We start from the raw sequence: 19,821 nt of genomic DNA on the forward strand, positions 1-19,821 counted from the left end.
CACCACAGGGGAGGATGGGCGTGGAACAGGAAGGGACGTCCTTGATGGAGCCAACGGGCGCCGCGCCGCTCCGCCCGACGGATCTGCGGGAAATCGGCCCGTACCGGCTGCTCGGCCGACTCGGCGAGGGCGGCATGGGTACGGTGTTCCTGGCCAGGGCACCGACGGGGCGGTTTGTCGCGGTCAAGGTGGTGAAGGCCGAGTTCGCCAACCAGCAAGGGTTCGCGGACCGCTTTCACGCCGAGGTGGAGAACGCGCGACGGGTGGCGTCGTTCTGTACGGCCCAGGTGCTGGACAACGGCAACACTGGCGACAGCCGCCCGTACATGGTGACCGAATACATCGGCGGCACCCCGTTGTCGGACCAGATCGCCAAGTACGGCGCGCTGGACCCGGGGCCGCTGCACGGCGTCGCGCTGGGAGTCGCGGCGGCGCTGGCGGCGATCCACGTCGCCGGGCTGGTGCACAGGGATCTCAAGCCGGCCAATGTCATATTGTCGCTGTCCGGGCCGCGAGTGATCGACTTCGGCATCGCCAGGGCGCTCGACAGGGAGACCGGGTTCACCATGTCCGGTGAGCTGCTGGGCAGTCCGGGCTGGTGGGCGCCCGAGCAGGTGCGAGGGGAAACGGTCACTCCCGCCGTCGACATCTTCGCCTGGGGCTGCCTGATCGCGTACGCCGGCAATGGGCGCCACCCGTTCGGGCGCGGCGACCCCATCACGCTCGCGACGCGCGTACTGAACGCGCCGCCGGACCTGGGCGCTCTGCCCGCGCCGCTCGATGAGCTGATCCGGCGGGCTACTGACATGGATCCGGCTCAGCGGCCCACCGCCCAGGACCTGCTGATCGCCCTGGTCGGAGGCACTGCGCCCGCCCCCGCGGCGACATCGGCGGCACCGGCGGTCGATCCGCCGACCCTGGTGGCTCCCGGGCTGCTCGACGACTGGGAGCCGCCGCAGAACGTGGTGAACGAGCCCGACATTACGGCCACGTTCGCCACGCCGCCGCCCAGCGACACCACGGCCAAAGGACCGGCCGTGGCGAACGACCCGTCCCAGCCGCCATCTCGGCCGGAGACGACGCCGGGCTCACAGCCGGGGTCACAGGCGGGCTCACAGCCTGGGTCACAGGCGGGGGCGCAGAGGCAGCAAGTGCCTCAGCCACAGCAGGCGTTCCAGGCACAGTCGTCGCCAGGGCAGGAGCAGCCCGATCTGCAGGAGTTGGCTCGCCGGGAGGAGCAGGCGGCTCGCGAGGAGCTGGCGCGCTGGGAGGTGCCCACCCCCCAGCAGCCGACCGCCAAGAAGGCGCTGCTCAAGAAGCCGACGCTCAAGAAGCCGAGTGCAAAGAAGGAGCAGGCCCGCTTACCCGAGCAGACGCAGCAGCCGGACCAGGCTCAGGTCCAGGTCCAGGTCCAAGCCCAGGCTCAGGTCCGTCAGGAGGAGCTGAACGTACAGGGTCGCCAGACGAATCCTGGGCTCCAGGCAGAGGCTCTGTCCACGGACGACACCCAGGCCCCAGCCCCCGGACGGTCCCTGAGCACCCGGTGGCTCATCGCGGCCGCCGCGGCCGTGGCGGCCATCGCCGTCACCTTCGCCGTCCTCATCGTGACCTCCAGCCGCAACACCACGCTGCCCGTCCAGTCGCAGACCCAGACGGCGTCCGCCTCGGCGCGGCCCAACGACCTCGGTCACCGGTTCGCTCTCGGCAAGTCCTTCGACGACCCGCAGCTCATCGTCGCGGCGGCCCCGCAGTGCGGCCTGAAGGAGTACGAGGGCAAGACGCAGACTCTGGGCCAGCTGTGCGTGGTCCGCTGGACGATGCTGAACCCCGGAGGCGAGCGCCAGGAGATCGGCGACCCGATCGTCTCGCTGCTCGACGACAAGGGCGGACGTCACGACCCGGTGGAGCCCGCGTTCCCGGCCGCGATCACCGCGGGTGACCGCATCGACAACGCGTTCGTGTTCGACCTGCCGCTGTACCGCAAACCGGTACAACTCCTCGCGACCAGGCTCAAGAACGGTAATCAGATCGAGGTCCGGTTGTGAAGATGATCGGTGCGGCGCTTCTGGCGCTGGCCGTCCTCATAGGCGGCATGAGCACCACGGCGACAGCCGCTGCCAAGAAGGCCGCGTGCTCGGGTACGAGCGACTTCGACGGCGACGGCGTGGAGGACGTGGCGGTCGGCGATCCGTTCGCCGACGGCGGCAGGGGCGCGGTGTACATCCTCTCCGGGGACAAGGTGATCCCCGTGCCGGTGCCCGCCATCGAGGGCGACGCGCTCGGCTGGTCGGTGACGCTGGCCAAGATCGACCCCGGCAACGCCTGCGCCGACCTGGTGGTGGGCGCGCCCTACGCCGATGTGGACGGTGTCAGGGACGCGGGTGCGGTCTATGTCGTGTACGGCGGGAACAGCAAGGGACCGGAACGCCTGACGGCTCCCGAGCCGCAGCGCAACGCCCACTTCGGCTGGTCTTTGGCCGCGAGGGGCGACGTGGTGGCGATCGGCGCGCCGTACGAGGACCAGGCCCAGATCGCCGACGCGGGCTCCGTCTACGTACGCCAGGGCCTGGGTCGTCTTATCCGGATAAATCAGGACTCGGTGGAGGTGCCGGGCAACGGCGAGGTGGGCGATCAGTTCGGCTGGTCGGTGGCGGTCGGGCCGGGCAACAGCCTGCTCGTCGGCGTCCCGTACGAGAACGACGACGGCGCCGGCCGCCAGGTCGACCAGGGCAAGTCCGACTCGGGGGCCGCGGTCCGCATCGACAACGCGCTGGCGCCGAGGCTCTCGGGGGCCAAGCTCGACTCGCCCACCAAGGAGGCCGGAGACAGGTACGGCTACGCGGTGGCCTACGCCGAGGGGTCCGGGTTCGCGGTGACCGCGCCGGGCCGTGGCTACGTCCAGCTCTACGACCAGGCCATGCGCCCGACAAGGCGGGTGGGGCAGGCCGCCGGGTTCGGCTTCTCGCTGGCCGCCTCGGTCGACGGCAGGGTGGCCGTCGGCTCGCCCTACGAGGGAGCTGTACGGGTGCTGTCGCTCAAGAACGAGGCCGAGGACAAGAGGCTCCCGACATCGGACGGCCTGTTCGGCTGGTCGCTGGCCTACAGCGGCAACAAGCTCTACATCGGCCAGCCCGACGCCGTCCCGACCGGCAAGGTCATGGTGCTGGCCCGCAACTCCGATGAGCTGCGTCCGCTCCAACCGCCCAAGGGAGCCGACTTCGGCACATCGATCGCCGGTTGATCCAGCCGACTTCCCCAGCGTCCCGAACAGCCGACCGGCCGAACCAGCCGGGGCCTGGGGAAACCGGCCGGGGCCTGGGGAAGTGGTCAGCCGAACAGCCGGGCCCCGCACTCCCGCCACTGCCCCTGCCACCGCCCGCCGACCAGCTGGTAAAGGAGCTGTGCCCGATAGGTCTGCTCCTCCGGTGGCCAGGTGTGCGGTAGCCCGGTGCCGCCGACGGCCGTCCACATGGCCTGGCTGAACCCGTACATCCCGTAATAGGGCCCAGCGGGGTTGACCGCCAGCGGGTCGCCGTTCGACATGCACTGGGCCAGCGCCGCCCAGTCGAGCGCCGCCACGGCCGCCGGCACGACCACGGTGTGCGGCGGCGCGGGCGGGCTGACCCTGATGACGGTCCCCTGCGCCGGGAAGCTGTCGAGCGGCGGGCGCACCCGGTAGCCGGGCCGCACCGGGATGCGGCGTTGCCTGAGCACCTCGCGGATGGTCCGGCCGGTGGTCGTGGTCGCCATCCGGAGGCCGCCCGCCTCGACGTACACCTCACGCCGCGTGTACACCGAGAGCGACATCCCGGACAGCGGCACATGCTTGGTCGGCGGGGCCGACAGCCGGCCGCCCGCCGGACTGATGTCGAGCTCGGCCAGCGCGTCGCCCACGTTCGTGGCGGTCACCAGGCGGCGGGTGGTGCGCCCGTCGAGGGTCAGCGTGATCGGGCGGGCGTGGCGTACGACGATCCGCGTTCCGTCGGCGATCTCCTCCTGCCCGGCCGGGCGTACGGAGTCACCGAACCCCACCGACACCCCGGCCTCGCCGAGGAGTTCCTGCACCGAGCCGGCGAAGCTGCGCAGCGCCATCGGCTTGCCGTCGACGACCAGCACCACGCTCTTGACCAGCGCCGCGACGGTCCCGATGCCGCCCACGGCCACGACCGCGAGCAGGCAGATCACCGGTGTCCACGGTGATCGCCAGGCAATACGAGGGCGCGGGGCGCGCCTCTTTCCGCGCACGGACTACCTCCGGTAGTGGCTTCGGGCGGCACGACGCTAGTGGCGCCCGCGCCGCCGCCTCTACCGGTTCACGGAAAGATGGTCACCACTCTCCGAAGACCGTGACTCCATTGACGCTGATGGCCTCACACAGCTCATCCGGATGGACCCCCTTGACCTCCGCTAGACAGCGCAGAGTGAGGGGTATGAGGTAGGGCGCGTTGGGCTTGCCCCGATAGGGCACCGGCGGCAGGTAGGGGGCGTCGGTCTCGACCAGCATGAGCTCCATCGGCGCCACCCGTGCCGCCTCGCGCAGGTAAGAAGCGTTCTTGTAGGTAACCGGCCCGGAAAAAGACATGAAATATCCGGCTTCGGCGCACTTTTTAGCCATTTCGGGGTCGCCCGAGAAGCTGTGGAACACCACCACCGGCGGCGCACCCACCTCGGCCAGCACCTTCAGCACGTCGTCGTGCGCGTCACGGTCGTGGATGACCAGCGCCTTACCGGTGCGCTTGGCGATCTCGATGTGCGCACGGAAGCTCGCGTGCTGGTCCTCTTTGGCCGCCCAGTCGCGGTAGTAGTCGAGCCCGGTCTCCCCCACCGCCCGCACCTCGTCACGCCCGGCCAGCGCCTCGATCTCGGCCAGCGTCTCGGGCGTGGCCGCGTGCGCCTCGTTGGGGTGGATGGCGACGCCGGCGTAGATCCCCTCGTGCTCCGCCGCCGCCTCGGCGTTCCACCGGGAGGAGGGCAGGTCGTAACCGATCGTGACGAGCCGGGTCACGCCGACGGCACGCGAGTCGTCGAGGATGCTCCGTACGCTCGCCGCAGCCGCCTGCGCCGCCTGTGCCACGGGATCGCCCGAGGACGCCTGCCGGTTGCCGACCATGATGTCGAGGTGGCAGTGACTGTCGAACACCGGTGCGGACAGCGGCTCGGGCGGGCTGGGAATCTTGCTCACGCCCTCTAAAGTAACGTCCATGCGCTTCGGCATTCTCGGCAGCACCCGTGCCTGGCGCGCGGACGGCGCCGAGGTGCCACTCGGCGGCCGGTCCCGGCGAGCCCTGCTGGCCCTGCTGCTCATCCGGCCCGGCGAGGTCGTCCCCTATGACCGGCTCATCGACATCCTGTACGGCGAGCAGCCGCCCAAGAACGCCCAGCACGCCCTGCACTCCCAGGTGTCGAGGCTGCGCGGCGACGGCATCATGGTCGAGCGGGCGGCCACGGGCTACCGGCTGGCCGTCGATCCCGGCGACGTCGACGCACACCGGTTCCTGCGGCTGGCGGAGGAAGGGCGGCAGGCGCTCGACACCGACCCCGACCGGGCCGCCGCGTTGCTGGGCGAGGGGCTGTCCCTGTGGCGCGGCCCCGCGCTCGCCGACCTCGACGCGACGCACGCCGTACCCCTCGAAGAGCGGCACCTGGCCGCCCAGGAGGACCGGATCGAGGCCGACCTGCGGCGCGGCGCGCAGCGGGCGGCGATTCCGGAGCTCGGCGAGCTGATCGACCGCCACCCGCTGCGCGAGCGGCTACGCGGCCAGCTCATGCGGGCGCTCAGCGCGGACGGCCGGCCGGCCGAGGCACTGGTCGCCTACGAGCAGGCCAGGCAGCTGCTGGCCGACGAGCTGGGCACCGACCCCTCGCCCGAGCTGTCCGGCCTGCACCAGCGCCTGCTACGCGGCGAACTCGCCCACCTGGCCCCACCCAGCGCACAGACCGCACCCGCACCGACCACCGCCCGACCAGCCGAGCAGCGGCCGGCCGTACAGAGGCCAGCCGAACAGCGGCTGACCGGACAGGGGCCGGCCGAACAGGGGCCGGCCGAACAAAACGGCAGGTCGGGGATACCGGCCCGGCTCACCACGTTGGTCGGCCGGGCCTACGACCTGGCCGCGGTCGATGCGCTGCTCGACTCGGCCCGCCTGGTGACCCTGCTGGGGCCGGGCGGCGCGGGCAAGACGCGGCTGGCGGTCGAGGTCGCCGGGCAGCGCCCCGACGCCTGCCTCGCCGAGCTGGCCGCCCTCACCGAGGGCGCCGACCTCCCGCGCGCACTGCTCGCGGCGCTGGGCATCCGCGAAGGCGGGCTGCTCGGCCCCCGGTCCACCGCCTCCGACGGCTTCTTCACCCGGCTGGTCACCGTACTGGCCGACCGGCCATTGCTGTTGGTCCTGGACAACTGCGAGCACCTGATCGCGGACACCGCCGCGCTGGCCGAACGGCTGCTCGAAGCCTGTCCCCACCTGCGCGTCCTGGCGACCAGCCGCGAGCCGCTGGGCATCACGGCCGAGCACCTCTGGCCGGTCCGCCCGCTGGCCGAGGCGGACGCTGTCCGGCTGTTCACCGACCGGGCGAAGGCGGTTCGACCGGATTTCGTGGCTGACGAGGCGGTCGGCGAGATCTGCGCGGCGGTCGACGGCCTGCCGCTGGCCATCGAGCTGGCCGCCGCCCGCGTACGCACGCATGAGACCCGCGAGCTGGCCCAACGCCTCGGCACCGACCGTTTCAAGCTGCTGTCGCGCGGCAGCCGCACCGCCGACGCCCGGCACCAGACGCTGCGCGCGGTCGTAGCGTGGAGCTGGGAACTGCTCACCGAGGGCGAACGCGCGATGGCCGCGCGGCTCACGGTGTTCGCGGGCGGTGCGACGGCCGGGGCCGCCGCCGAGGTGTGCGGTCTGCCCGACGCCGAGGACCTGCTCGACTCGCTCGCCGACAAGTCGCTGGTGACCGTCACGGACGGCCGCTACGGCATGCTGGAGACCATCCGCGCCTTCTGCGCGCAAGAACTGACCGGCGAACCTTCCGTACGGCGTGCGCACGCGAGCTACTTCCTCGCCCTCGCCGAGCGGGCCGACCCGCACCTGCGCGCGGCCGAGCAGCTCGACTGGCTGGAGTCGCTGTCCGCCGAGCACGACAACCTCCGGACGGCCCTGAGCTGGGCGGCCGAGGCGGGCGATGTGCGGCTCGGCATGCGGCTGCTGGCGGCGCAGTCCACGTACCTGTGGATGCGTGGGATGCGCGGCACGGCCACGGCTCCGGCCATTGAATTGCTCAACCAGGCGGAGCCGGATCCGGACCTCGGCGACGCGTACGTGCTCTGCCTGCTGACCACGGCCAGCGACGAGGCGGCCGGCGAGCTGTGGACCCGCCACTCCGCCGTGGCCGACGCGATCGTGTCGACGGGCGAGGGGGCACGCGAGTATCCCATTCTCACGTTCCTGTGGCCGATGATCACGTCGGCCATGCACGCGCCCGAGGCGACGGTCGCGGTGATCTCCAGGGCCGCGCACAGCCCCGACCCGTGGGAACGCGCGATGTCCCGGTTCATGTGGGCCTATTCGCTGATGGCCCGGGGCGAGCACGCCCAGGCGCAGGCCGATCTGGTCTCGGCGCTCGATGACCTGCGCGCGCTCGGCGACCGGTGGGGCTCGATGCTCTCGCTCGACGCGCTGGCCATGATGGCGGGCATGCACGGCAGCCGGGAGGTCGCGCTGGCCCACACCGACGAGGCGATCGCGCTGGCCGAGGAGCTGGGCGCGACCGAGGACCTGGCCGATCTGCTGTGCAACCGGGGCGACCTCAACCTGCGCGCCGGGCCGGCCACCGCCAGGGCCGACTACGAGCGGGCCGCCGAGCTGGCCCGGCGCGTGGGCGTGCCGACGAACGTTGCCTCCGCGCTGCGCGGGCTCGGCGACCTGGCGCTGGAAGAGGGCGACCTGGTCAGGGCCCGGGAGCTCTACGAGGGGGCGCTGCGGCGCTCGGATCCCGGGTGGCTCAGGAGCACCGGCAACAGGGTCCGGATCCTGCTCGGGCTGGGCCGCCTCGCGGAGGCCAACGGCGACCGCGACGCGGCCAGGGCCTCATACCGGCAGGCCGTGGAGGTCGCGGTCGCGACGGGCCCGGCGCCGGAGAGCGCCGGCGCGTTCGAGTCGCTCGCCCGGCTCGCGCTCACCGACCTCAGCTCGGGAGCGGCCACTGGCGGCGCGTGGACGGCCGCCAAGCTGCTGGGGGCCGCCACCGTGATGCTCGGCGGGACACATCCCGAGACCCCCGCCGCCGCGGACGTCTCCGCCCGCGCGCGGGCCATCCTGGGCGAGGAGGCGTACAAGCGGGCCTGGAGCGAGGGCGCGACGCTCAGCCACGCGCAAGCGGCCCTCCTGGCGGGTGTGTCCGAGGCGGCGATCGCCGCCTCACCGTTGCGACTGATCACCGCTCTGCCCGGTGAGCTCGGGGTGAGCCCGCGGTGAGCACGCCCGGCGAAGCTCGTCGGCATGGACATCCTGATCTCCGGCGCCAGCGTCGCCGGCCCCGCCCTGGCCTACTGGCTGAACCGCTCCGGGCACTCCACCACGATCGTCGAACGGGCGCCCGCCCTGCGTGAGGGCGGCTACTCCGTCGACTTCCGCGGCGACGCCCACCTGACCGTGCTCCGCAAGATGGGCATACTCGGCGAAATCCAGCGGCAGCAGACCAACATGGGCGCCATGTGGAACGTCAACGAGGCGGGCAAGAAGCTGAGCGCCCTGCCGGCCGACCTGTTCGCCGGCGACGTCGAGATCCTGCGCGGTGACCTCGCCAAGATCCTCTATGAGCTCACCAGGGACCACACCGAGTACATCTTCCACGACTCCATCGCCGCGCTCGACGAGGACGCCGACGGGGTCACGGTCACGTTCGAGCGGGGTCCGAGCCGGCGCTTCGACCTGGTGGTCGGCGCCGACGGCCTGCACTCGAAGGTGCGTGAGCTGGCCTTCGGCCCCGAACGGGAGTTCATCTCGTACCTGGGCTTGTACTGCGCGGTCTTCACGACGGAGAACTACCTCGGCCTCGACCACAGCGGCCACGCCTACAACACACCGGGCAAGATGGTCGCCCTCTACAGCTCCAGGCAGAACACCGAGGCCAAGGCCATGTTCTGGTTCGGCTCGCCGGAGCTGACCTATGACCGCCACGACACCCGCCGGCAGCAGGACCTGCTGGAACAGGCGATGGCGGGCGTTGGCTGGGAGGCACCCCGGCTGCTGCGCGACATGCGGCGAGCCGACGACTTCTACTTCGACGCCATCGCCCAGGTGCGCATGGACCGCTGGTCACACGGCCGAATCGTGCTGCTCGGCGACGCCGCCTGGTGCCCCTCGCCGCTGTCGGGCATGGGCACCGGGCTCGCCATGGTGGGCGCGTACGTGCTCGCGGGCGAGCTGGCGGCGGCCCGCGACCACCGGACCGCCTTCGCCGGGTACGAGGCGGCCATGCGCGACTACGTGCTCACCTGCCAGAAGTCCGGCGAGGGGGTCAGCAAGTTCGTGGTGCCGGAGACCAGGTTCATGCGGTGGTTCATGAACCAGAACTACAAGCTGATGCCCTATCTGCCCTTTACCGGGCTGATGGCGCGGACCGCACGGAAGACGGCCAGCGCCATCACGCTCAAGGACTATGACCTCAGTCGGCCAGCCGGGCCAGCTCCTCGTCCACGACCTTCGGGTCGAGCTTCTTGAACAGCGGCACGGGCGGCGCGAGCGGCGTGCCCGGCTTGATCTGCCGGTGCTCCCACTGGGCCGCCCCGTTGTAGTCGCCGGTGATCACCGGGTAGGGGGTGCCGCCGTCCTCGTCGACGTCGTGCATCTCCGGCATGCCGGACCAGACGCCCTCGCCACCGAGCATCGCGTGGACCTTGTTGGACGAGCCGGGCAGGAACGGCGTGAGCATCGTCTTGGCGTCGTCGACCACCTGGAGGGCGACGTGCAGGATCGACTTCTGCCGCTCCGCGTCGTCCTTGAGCTTCCACGGCTCCTGCTCGGCCAGGTAGCGGTTGGCGTCGCGGACCACGTCGAACGCCTCGGTGATGGCGTTCTTGAACCGCGAGCGGTTGAGCTCCGACCCGACGGGCCCGAAGGCGTTGCGCGAGCGCTCCAGCAGCGCACGGTCGGCGTCGGTCAGCTCACCGGCCTCGGGGATCGAGCCGAAGTTCTTGGCCGCCATGGAGATCGACCGGTTGACCAGGTTGCCCCACGCGGCGACGAGCTCGCCGTTGTTGCGGTTGACGAACTCCTGCCAGGTGAAGTCGGTGTCCTGGTTTTCCGGACCGGCCACGGCGATGTAGTAGCGCAGCGCGTCGGCGTCGTAGCGGGCCAGGAAGTCGCGGACGTAGATGACGACCTGCCGCGAGGAGGAGAACTTCTTGCCCTCCATGGTCAGGAACTCGCTGGAGACCACCTCGGACGGCACGTTGAGCGCGCCCAGCGCCCCCGGCGAGCCGCCCCTGGCGCCCTGGCCGCTGTAGCCGAAGAGCATCGCGGGCCAGATCTCGGCGTGGAAGACGATGTTGTCCTTGCCCATGAAGTAATAGCCACGGGCGTCGGGATTCTGCCACCACTGGCGCCACGCGTCGGGGTCGCCGGAGCGCTTGGCCCACTCGATGGAGGCGGACAGGTAGCCGATGACGGCGTCGAACCAGACGTAGAGCCGCTTGTTGGGCTGGTCGCGCCAGCCGTCGAGCGGGATCGGCACGCCCCAGTCGAGGTCGCGGCTGATCGCCCGCGGCTGCAGGTCACCGAGCAGGTTGAGGGCGAACTTGAGCACGTTGGGCCGCCACTCGCCCTGCTTGGACTGCAGGTAGGTGCCGAGCACCTCGGCGAAGGCGGGCAGGTCGAGCATGAAGTGCTCGGTCTCGGTGAAGATCGGCGTCTCGCCGTTGATCCGGCTCTTGGGGTTGATGAGCTGGATCGGGTCGAGCTGGTTGCCGCAGTTGTCGCACTGGTCGCCGCGGGCACCGTCGTAGCCGCAGATGGGGCAGGTGCCCTCGATGTAACGGTCGGGCAGGGTGCGTCCGGTGGACGGGGAGATCGCGCCCATCGTGGTCTTGGGGAAGATGTAGCCGTTGTCGTAGAGGCCCTTGAAGATCGCCTGCGTGACGGCGTAGTGATTCTTCGTCGTCGTGCGGGTGAACAGGTCGTAGGACAGCCCCAGGCCGGTCAGGTCTTCGGCGATCACCCGGTTGTAGCGGTCGGCGAGCTCGCGGGCGGTCACGCCCTCCTTGTCGGCCTGCACCTGGATGGGTGTGCCGTGCTCGTCGGTGCCGGACACCATCAGCACCTTGTTGCCCGCCATCCGCTGGTAGCGGCTGAAGACGTCGGACGGCACGCCGAATCCGGATACGTGCCCGATGTGGCGAGGGCCGTTAGCGTACGGCCACGCTACGGCGGTCAAGATGTGCTGGGACATAGGCCCAAGCCTACGGTGCGACCACGGTCGCCTCGTACCGAACACCGGCACGAGGCGGATGATCAGCGCGTCGTGGACTCCTCGCGGGACACGGCCTCGGCCGCCTCCTCGGCCACCTTGGCCGCGACGTCGATCGAGCTCTCGCGGGTGCGGCGGATGCCCAGGATGCTGATGAACAGCGCCGCGAAGATGGTCTGGAAACTCATGATGAGCGCCGTCGCGGAGGGCACGACGATGCGCAGCGACTCGCGCGGGTCGAGCGAGCCGAAGCTGCGGACCTGCCAGTGCACCAGCGACATCACCAGACCGACGAGACCGGCCACTGCCAGCAACCCGCCGACCACCAGGCCCTTCTCCAGGGTGACGATGTCGATGAGCCGGCGGACGCGTGGCGACTCGGGCAGGAAGCCCTCCTCGGCCGCGTAGACCTTGGTGAACAGCGCGAACAACGCCGCCTGGAAGCCGATCACCACCGCCGCCGACGCGCCGACCAGGGTGTCGACGTCGAAGGCCAGCTCGCCGATCTCGACCGGACCGAACGTCAGCGCCGTGCCCGCGACCAGCCCGATGATCATCAGCAGGATGCCGGGATAGAAGAACAGCCACTTGGGGCTGTACAGCATCAGGAAGCGCAGGTGGCGCCAGCCGTCACGCCAGGAGCGCAGGTGCGGCGGCCGGGAGCGGCCGTCGGGCGACAGCGTGGTGGGCACCTCGCGCACGTCGAGGCCGGACAGGGTGGAGCGGACGACCATCTCGGAGGCGAACTCCATGCCGCCGGTCTGCAGCTGGAGCCGCAGGATCGAGTCGCGCCTGAACCCGCGCAGGCCGCAGTGGAAGTCGCCGATGGCCGACGGGAAGAACAGCCGGCCGATGAACGACAGCACCGGGTTGCCCAGGTAGCGGTGGAGCGGAGGCATGGCGCCAGGGGCGATGCCTCCCTTGAACCGGTTGCCCATCACGAGATCGGCACCGTCGCGCAGTTGTTCGACGAATGGGAGCAACGAGGTGAAGTCGTAGGAGTCGTCGGCATCGCCCATGATGACGTATTTGCCGCGCGCGGCCCGGATGCCGCCCATGAGGGCGTTGCCGTAACCCTTCTCGTCGACGTGGACGACACGCGCACCGGCGTCACGGGCGAGCTGCTGCGAGCCGTCCGTGCTGCCGTTGTCGGCGATCAGGACCTCGCCCTCGATGCCGTGCTCTTCCATGCACGCCAGTGCCTTGCGCACACAGACTTCCACGGTCTCCGCCTCGTTGAGGCAGGGCATGACCACCGTCAGTTCCACGTCTCAACCCTTCAGTTAAGGCTCTTCCAGCCCACCATCATGCCCTGTGCCCGAGGATGGTCGGGTCAAGTCCTAAAAACGACTGGCATTCTTTACAGCATGGTGAGCGCTGCGGAGATGACCCCTGTGGACCCCTCCGCCCCTGGCCGGATAGCGCGCGTATGGGCGTTCGTCGGCCGTCATCGGGTGTTCGCCGCCGCATTCGCCATGGGCGGGGTGCTGCGGCTGATCACCATGCTCGGCTACGGCCCGGCGATGTGGTTCAACGACTCCTACGAGTACGTATCCGTGGCGCTGCACCCCAGGCCGCACCCGATCCGGCCCGACGGTTACGGATTCTGGCTGCTGCTGCTCAAGCCGTTCCACAGTTTCACCCTGGTGACCATGTCCCAGCACCTGATGGGCCTGGCCACGGGCGCGCTCATCTACGCGCTGGTGCGCGCGAAGTTCGGGCTGCCGAAGTGGGGGGCGACGCTGGCGGCCGTCCCGGTGCTGTTCGACGCCTACCAGATCCAGCTCGAACAGCTCATCATGTCCGACACGCTGTTCACGCTGCTGGTCGTGGGCGTGATCACGATCGTCCTGTGGAACCGGCGGATGTCGTGGAAGCTGGGCGTGGTCGTCGGACTGCTGCTCGCGCTCACCGCGCTCACCCGCTCGATCGGCCTGCCGATCCTCGCCCTGGTCGTCGCCTATCTGCTCATCAAGCGGACCGGGTGGAAGGCGATCGTGGCCGTGATCATGGCCTGCGCGGTCCCGGTCCTCGCCTACATGGGGTGGTTCTCCACAAACTTCGGTAAATTCGCGATGACCAATAGCGACGGGCTCATCCTTTACATGCGCACGGCGATCTTCGCCGATTGCAACAAGATGCACATCGACAAATATCGGGAGCTCCAGATGCTGCTCCTGTGCATCAACGATCCGGTCAATCAGCGCAAGGACTACGCGCAGTGGTACCTCTGGGGCCAGGGCAACGGCGACGGCCAGGGCACGGGTGAGGTGCTGCACCGCTGGGGCGCGGGCAAGAAGTTCACCGACATCACCAACGAGGCCGCCAGCGCGTTCGCCACGCGGGCGATCACCTCACAGCCCGGCGACTACCTGAAAGTCGTGGCGCGCGACTTCTTCCGCGCCTTCAACTGGGGCCGGCCGCGCTTCCCGGACGAGAAGACGTACAACATGTATCGCTTCATCCCGTTCTACGAGCTGGATGACAGCGGCAATCCCAAGCGGCTGCCCCAGTGGCCCTCCTATCAGGGCCGGACGGACACCGACGCCTACACCTACGAGCAGGGCCCGCCCGAGACGAAGATCGTCGCGCCCTTCGCGCAGATCATGAGCGGCTACCAGCAGGTGGTCTACCTGCCCGGCATCGTGCTGGGCGGCGTGATGCTGATCGGCCTGTACGGCACGGTGGTCCGCTGGCGCCGGTTCGGCGGGCCGGTGATCCTGCCCTGGCTCGGGGCGTTCGGCCTGCTGCTCGCGCCCGCCGCGACGGCGGAGTTCGACTACCGCTACGTCCTGCCGGCGGTCCCCCTGGCCTGCATCGCGGCGGCGATCACGCTGCGCCGCGGCGTCACTTTGGCGCGGGTACGACCCAAGCCCGCGTCAGCATCCGAGCCCACCACTGTGCCTGCGTGAGCGTCTCGGCGACCAGCACCGGGTAGAGCCACCAGAAGTTGATCAGGACGATCAGCGTGAACGCCCCCACGACCGCGGCCCCCACCGCCCGCCGCGCGGGTGCGGCGCTCTCCTTCCCGATCACCAGCCCCGCGACCAGGACCAGCGCCAGCACCATGAACGGCACCACAGGGATCATGTAGAAGAGGTACATCGTCCGCTGGTCGGCGATGGCGTAGTAGAACCACGGCAGCCAGCCGGCGGCGAAGGTCAGCAGCACCGCCCCGGCGCGCCAGTCGCGCGTGGCGACGTACCAGGCGATGAGTCCCAGCAGGGCGAGCATGGCGGCGAACCAGAGGGCGGGCGTGCCCACCCCCAGCACGGCCTGCGAGCACTTGTCCGCCCCGCACGCCGAAGGCGGCAGGTCCGTCGGGTAGAAGAAGGAGACAGGCCGGAACAGGGCCGGCCACGTCCACGGATCCGACATGTACGGGTGATAGTCGTGCAGCCCGGTGTGGTAGCCGAGGACCTGCACCTGGTACTTCAGCCACGAGCGCACCGAGTCGACGACGAAGAACAGCGGCCCCGACGACGTCGCCTGGTCCCAGTTGCGCCCGTAGCCGCCCGCGGTGACGAACCAGCCCGCCCACGAGGCCACGAAGGTCAGCGCGGGCACCAGCCCGAGCGCGGCCAGCCCTGACGGCACGTCCTTGGCGAAGGCGCCGGAGTAGGGATTGCGCAGCCCGACGGCCCGCCTGGCCCCCATGTCCCACAGCAGGCTCATGACCGCGAACGCGACCAGGAAGAACACCCCTGACCACTTCACCGCGCAGGCCGCCCCCAGGCAGAGGCCCGCGGCGATCCGCCACGGCCGCAGACCGAGCGGCGGGCCGGTCGGGGTGAGCGGCGAGCTGTCGTACCAGTCGGCCAGCCGTTGCCGTGACCAATCGCGATCGACCACCAGGCAGGCGAACCCGGCCAGCACCCAGAACATCAGGAAGATGTCCAGCAGCGCCGTACGCGACAGCACCAGGTGCAGCCCGTCCAGCGAGAGCAGCAGCCCGCCCAGGCAGCCCAGCATCGTCGAGCGGGTCATCCGCCGCGCCAGCCGGGCCAGGATGAGGATCGACAGCGTCCCGACCACGGCCGCGGCGAACCGCCAGCCGTAGGGGTTCACGCCGAACAGCCACTCCCCCAGCCCGATCATCCACTTGCCCAGCGGCGGGTGGGCGACGAACGAGGCGCAGTCGGTCGTGTTCGGGCAGTGCTTGAAGATGTCGAGGTTGCCGCTCATCAGCCGGTGGTCGGCGATCGGGTTCTTGGAGTCGCCTAGCGTGACCCGCTCGACACCGAACCTGAGCAGCGAGTAGGCGTCCTTGAGGTAGTACGTCTCGTCGAAGACGATGGCCCTCGGCTCGCTTAATCTGACGAATCTCAGTATTCCGCCGAAGAGGGCGACCGCGATCGGCCCCAGCCACCCCCAGAGGGCGCCCCCTTGCATTGGCGGGACCAACCGCTGTGCGGAAATCCCCCATTTCTTCACGATGCGCACCCTATGGGGTGGACGATCTCCTGTGAACCGCGTCGTAGAGCTCCCGCTTGGGCAGACCCGCCTCTTTGGCCACGTCGGCGACGGCCGCCTTGCGCTGCTCCCCGTCGGCCACGCGGCGGTCCACCTCGGCGACCAGTGACTCGATATCGGGCTCGGTGTCGGCCGCGACATGACCGGCGACCACGACGGTGATCTCACCCTTGACGCCCGTCGCCGCCCATGCGGCCAGCTCGCCCAGGCCACCGCGCCGTACCTCTTCGTAGGTCTTCGTGAGCTCGCGGCAGACGGCGGCCTTCCGTTCCTGACCGAAGGCCGCCGCCATCGCCTCCAGCGCGCTCTGGAGCCGGTGGGGCGCCTCGAAGAACACCATCGTGCGCTCCTCCTTCGACAGCGCCGAAAGGCGGCGAGCGCGCTCTCCAGGCTTGCGCGGCGGGAAGCCCTCGAAGCAGAACCGGTCACTGGCCAGGCCCGAGACGGCCAGCGCGGTGGTGACGGCGCTCGGGCCCGGCAGGGCGGTAACCGTGATGCCCTCCTCGACCGCGAGGTGCGTCAGGCGGTAGCCGGGGTCGGACACGCCCGGCATGCCCGCGTCGGTGATGACCACCACCGTCTGCCCCTGCTTGAGCGTCTCGACCAGTTCCGCCGCACGTCCGGCCTCGTTGGCGTCGTAGTAGGAGACCACCCGCCCGCGGATCTCCACGCCGAGGTCGTTGGCCAGCCTGCGCAGGCGCCTGGTGTCCTCGGCCGCCACCACGTCGGCGTTCTCGAGCACCTCGCGCAGCCGCGGCGAAACGTCGCCCGCCTGCCCGATGGGGGCCCCTGCCAGCACCAACCTGCCCTTTACTGTCACCCGGCCATTGTGGCAGGGCATCCCGATAAGACCCTGTTTCCTGGGTAAGCACTGGCTTGAGGCCCGTACGATGTCCGAATGGCGGTGACCGATTTCCCGTACGAAACCTTTGGCCAGTCAAGTGGCCAACCGGCGGCGGACGAGAGCAGTCCCGGGACGCGATCCATCCGAGATCGGGTGGTCCCGCCGATGCGTGGCAGCGTGTTGTGGGGCTGGTTGGGGCCGCTGTTCATCACCGTCTTCGGTGGCGTGCTGCGCTTCATGGGGCTCGGCCACCCCAAGGCCGTCGTCTTCGACGAGACCTATTACGCCAAGGACGGCTATTCGCTGATCACGTGGCTCGTGGAGCGGGTCACGATCAAGGATGCCGACAAGGCGCTCATCGCCGGCAACACCGACATCTGGCAGAAGTGCACGGAGGCGACGCTCGACAAGTGCGCCTCCTACGTGGTCCACCCGCCACTGGGCAAGTGGATGATCGGCGTGGGCGAGTGGCTGTTCGGCATGAACCCCTACGGCTGGCGGTTCGCCGCGGCGGTGATCGGGACGCTGTCGATCCTGGTCCTGGCCCGCGTGGCCCGCCGGATGACCCGCTCGACCCTGCTCGGCTGCTTCGCCGGGCTCCTGCTGGCCCTCGACGGGCTGCACTTCGTGCTGTCGCGTACGGCGCTGCTGGACATCTTCCTGATGTTCTGGGTGCTGGCCGGGTTCGCCTGCCTGGTGGTCGACCGCGACCGGGCGCGGGAGCGGCTGGTCGACTGGTACGAGACGTCGCCGCTGTCGCCGCAGGGGCCCTGGCTGGGGCTGCGGCCGTGGCGGATCGCCGCGGGCCTGTGCCTCGGTGCCGCCATGGGGGTCAAGTGGTCAGGGGTGTTCTTCCTGGCCGCTTTCGCGGTCATGAGCCTGCTGTGGGACTTCGGCGCGCGGCGGGCCGTCGGCCTGCGCAACCCCTACTCCGGCGCCTTCGCCAAGGATGTGCCGACCGGCCTGGTCGCCTTCGCGCTGGTCCCGTTCGTGACGTACATGGCCACCTGGACCGGCTGGTTCGTCAGCGCGGCCGGCTACGGCCGCAACTGGGACCAGGCCACCTCGTCGGGCCCGATCTACTTCGTCATCGACTCGATGCGGTCGTGGGTGCAGTACCAGTGGCAGGTCTTCTCCTTCCACAGCGGGCTGGCGACCTCACATCCCTACATGTCGGATCCGTGGCAGTGGCCGCTGCTGCTGCGCCCGGTCGCCTTCTACTACGAGGGCAACAAGGGCGGCGCCTGCGGCGCGAAGGACTGCGCCGAGGCCGTGCTCGGCGTGGGCACCCCGGTGATCTGGTTCGGCGCCCTGGCCGCGCTGATCGCCCTGATCGCCTGGTACGTCGCCACGCGGGACTGGCGGGCGGGCGCGGTGCTGCTGGCCTACGCGATGGGCTGGCTGCCCTGGTTCTACTTCGCGATCACCGAGAACCGCACGATGTTCCTGTTCTACGCGGTGCCGATGGTGCCGTTCATGGTGCTGGCCATCACCCTGTGCGCGGGTTTGCTGATAGGCCCCTCAGCGAAGACACCGGGTGGGGCTGTACCGTTGAGGCGTACGCTCGGGGCTGCGGCCGTCGGCGCGTTCGCACTACTGGCACTGATCAACTTCTGGTGGCTGCATCCGGTTTTGTCCGCCGAGCTGATCCCCTACACCGAGTGGAAGGCACGGATGCTCTTCGACAAGCGGTGGATTTGACCCGGTCACAGTTCCATATTTACTAATTTCATAGGGTAGTCGCAGTGCAAGACCCAATACGCACCGGTTTCGGTCATCGTCAGGCCCGGGGTCGATACGGCAAACTTCGAGGCATGAGTGCACCAGACGTCACCGCCCTGCTCGCCGAGTTGGAGCGCTCCGAGCCGGACCTGGCCGAAGAGGCCAGGACCGCTGTGGAGTGGTTGACGGGCGGGGAGCCGCTGGAGACGGTTACGCAGCTCGACGTCTGCGAGTTCCTCTGGTACACACTGCCGCTCAAGGTCGGTGGCGACCATGAGCGGCTGGCCCGCGCGCTCGGGCGGCTGCTGCAGGTCGGCGGGCTGGAGCGCTATGCCGGGTTGTGCGAGTCGGCCCTCACGACCAAGATCCTGCGCACCTACGCCCGTGAGGGCGAGGACGCGGGCACCAACGCCTACCAGGTGGCGCTCGAGGCCACCGGCGTGCTCCCGCCCGACGTGCCCGACCTCCAATGGAGCATGATCATGGGCCCGGAGGAGCTGGGCGCGCACGTCGCCTGCTCCGCGGCGCTGGAGTTGGCGATCGTCTCGGGCGACGACGTCGATCCCGGCGCGCTGACCAAGCGCTGGCTCACCGCGCCCCGGACCGAGCTGGGCGGCGACAGCTGGCTGCACCGCGTACACGGCGAACGGCTCAACCGCTGGGTGCTCGGCCGCGGCCCGGCCCGGCGCGAGCTGGCCCAGCCGTTCGAGGTGCGACTGCACGCTCCCGTCTCGGTCCAGCAGCTGCCCGCGCTGCACGGCCTGCTGTCGCTGGCCGCCTCTGAAGGCAGCCTCCCCATGCGCCTGGCCCCCTCACCGGAGGCACTCCGGCTGCGCGAGCTGGCCGAACGCGAGCTGGGCGCGATCAGCCGCTCCGGCGTCCGGCTGTCGATCACCGACTACGGCCGTCAACTGCTCGACTCCCCCGAGGCCATGTGGGACGCGGTCACCAAGCTGCTCCTGGCCAGGGGCGAGCACGAGTTCGAGCTCTCGGCGCGCGAGGCCGCGCTCATGCTGCTCGCCGACGGCGCCCTGATGTCGCCTGCCGAGCTGCGCGAGCGGGTGGCCGAGGTGGTCGGCGGCGAGGGCTGGCATCCCGCGACGAGCCTTGAGGACGTCGCCACGCCGGTCACCGACCTGGTCGCCCAGCTCAAGGCGCTCGGCCTGGCCTTCGCCGACGACCTCGCCGTACGGGTGACCCGCTCCGGCCAACTCGCCGCCCTGGCCGCCCTCCGCGCCCACGCCCTGAGACCGAGGCAGTACGTGAGCGCAGGCTGACCCCCACGGACCCTCTGCGTCCGCTCCCCGAAGGGGATTCCTCCTAAG

At 70.1% G+C, this 19,821-nt stretch carries 13 protein-coding genes; 7 read left to right on the forward strand and 6 right to left on the reverse strand.

Annotated features, from left to right (window positions below):
* Positions 1 to 44: 44 nt before the first annotated feature.
* Complete coding sequence (locus AB0L53_RS04295) at positions 45 to 2,045, forward strand: serine/threonine-protein kinase (RefSeq protein WP_363989988.1); 2,001 nt, start codon at positions 45 to 47, stop codon at positions 2,043 to 2,045.
* 2 nt (positions 2,046 to 2,047) lie between these two features.
* Complete coding sequence (locus AB0L53_RS04300) at positions 2,048 to 3,241, forward strand: hypothetical protein (RefSeq protein ID WP_363990371.1); 1,194 nt, start codon at positions 2,048 to 2,050, stop codon at positions 3,239 to 3,241.
* Between the two features lie 86 nt (positions 3,242 to 3,327).
* Here AB0L53_RS04300 and AB0L53_RS04305 read toward each other — a convergent pair whose 3' ends face one another.
* A complete protein-coding gene (locus AB0L53_RS04305) occupies positions 3,328 to 4,185 on the reverse strand; it encodes a ubiquitin-like domain-containing protein (protein WP_358541784.1) in 858 nt (285 codons plus the stop codon).
* Between the two features lie 142 nt (positions 4,186 to 4,327).
* A complete protein-coding gene (locus AB0L53_RS04310; RefSeq protein ID WP_363989991.1) occupies positions 4,328 to 5,182 on the reverse strand; it encodes a TatD family hydrolase in 855 nt (284 codons plus the stop codon).
* Positions 5,183 to 5,201: 19 nt separating this feature from the next.
* Between AB0L53_RS04310 and AB0L53_RS04315 the strand changes: the two genes are divergently transcribed.
* Together AB0L53_RS04315 and AB0L53_RS04320 are read left to right on the forward strand one after the other, a co-directional pair.
* Positions 5,202 to 8,465 carry a BTAD domain-containing putative transcriptional regulator gene (locus tag AB0L53_RS04315; RefSeq protein WP_363989994.1) on the forward strand — a complete coding sequence of 1,088 codons (3,264 nt, stop codon included), beginning with the start codon at positions 5,202 to 5,204 and terminating at the stop codon, positions 8,463 to 8,465.
* Between the two features lie 24 nt (positions 8,466 to 8,489).
* Positions 8,490 to 9,713, forward strand: a complete 1,224-nt coding sequence (locus tag AB0L53_RS04320) for an FAD-dependent monooxygenase (RefSeq protein ID WP_363989997.1) — start codon at positions 8,490 to 8,492, stop codon at positions 9,711 to 9,713.
* Here AB0L53_RS04320 and metG read toward each other — a convergent pair.
* Together metG and AB0L53_RS04330 are read right to left on the reverse strand one after the other, a co-directional pair.
* Entirely contained in the window at positions 9,658 to 11,439 is a 1,782-nt protein-coding gene (metG, locus tag AB0L53_RS04325) for a methionine--tRNA ligase (RefSeq protein WP_363990000.1), read from the reverse strand. The two genes, AB0L53_RS04320 and metG, sit on opposite strands and share 56 nt — an antisense overlap.
* 62 nt (positions 11,440 to 11,501) lie before the next feature.
* Complete coding sequence (locus AB0L53_RS04330; protein ID WP_363990003.1) at positions 11,502 to 12,725, reverse strand: glycosyltransferase family 2 protein; 1,224 nt, start codon at positions 12,723 to 12,725, stop codon at positions 11,502 to 11,504.
* A gap of 99 nt (positions 12,726 to 12,824) precedes the next feature.
* On the opposite strand from AB0L53_RS04330, the gene AB0L53_RS04335 reads away from it, so the two are divergent.
* A complete protein-coding gene (locus AB0L53_RS04335) occupies positions 12,825 to 14,369 on the forward strand; it encodes a hypothetical protein (RefSeq protein ID WP_363990006.1) in 1,545 nt (514 codons plus the stop codon).
* Here AB0L53_RS04335 and AB0L53_RS04340 read toward each other — a convergent pair.
* Complete coding sequence (locus tag AB0L53_RS04340) at positions 14,305 to 15,849, reverse strand: phospholipid carrier-dependent glycosyltransferase (protein WP_363990009.1); 1,545 nt, start codon at positions 15,847 to 15,849, stop codon at positions 14,305 to 14,307. The two genes, AB0L53_RS04335 and AB0L53_RS04340, sit on opposite strands and share 65 nt — an antisense overlap.
* 52 nt (positions 15,850 to 15,901) lie before the next feature.
* Entirely contained in the window at positions 15,902 to 16,750 is an 849-nt protein-coding gene (rsmI, locus tag AB0L53_RS04345; protein ID WP_363990011.1) for a 16S rRNA (cytidine(1402)-2'-O)-methyltransferase, read from the reverse strand.
* A gap of 189 nt (positions 16,751 to 16,939) precedes the next feature.
* On the opposite strand from rsmI, the gene AB0L53_RS04350 reads away from it, so the two are divergent.
* Both AB0L53_RS04350 and AB0L53_RS04355 read left to right on the forward strand, forming a co-directional pair.
* Positions 16,940 to 18,475 carry a phospholipid carrier-dependent glycosyltransferase gene (locus tag AB0L53_RS04350; RefSeq protein ID WP_363990014.1) on the forward strand — a complete coding sequence of 512 codons (1,536 nt, stop codon included), beginning with the start codon at positions 16,940 to 16,942 and terminating at the stop codon, positions 18,473 to 18,475.
* Positions 18,476 to 18,588: 113 nt separating this feature from the next.
* A complete protein-coding gene (locus AB0L53_RS04355; RefSeq protein ID WP_363990017.1) occupies positions 18,589 to 19,773 on the forward strand; it encodes a hypothetical protein in 1,185 nt (394 codons plus the stop codon).
* Positions 19,774 to 19,821 lie beyond the last annotated feature (48 nt).

The organism is Nonomuraea sp. NPDC052129 (genome assembly GCF_040680095.1).
Taxonomy (GTDB): domain Bacteria; phylum Actinomycetota; class Actinomycetes; order Streptosporangiales; family Streptosporangiaceae; genus Nonomuraea.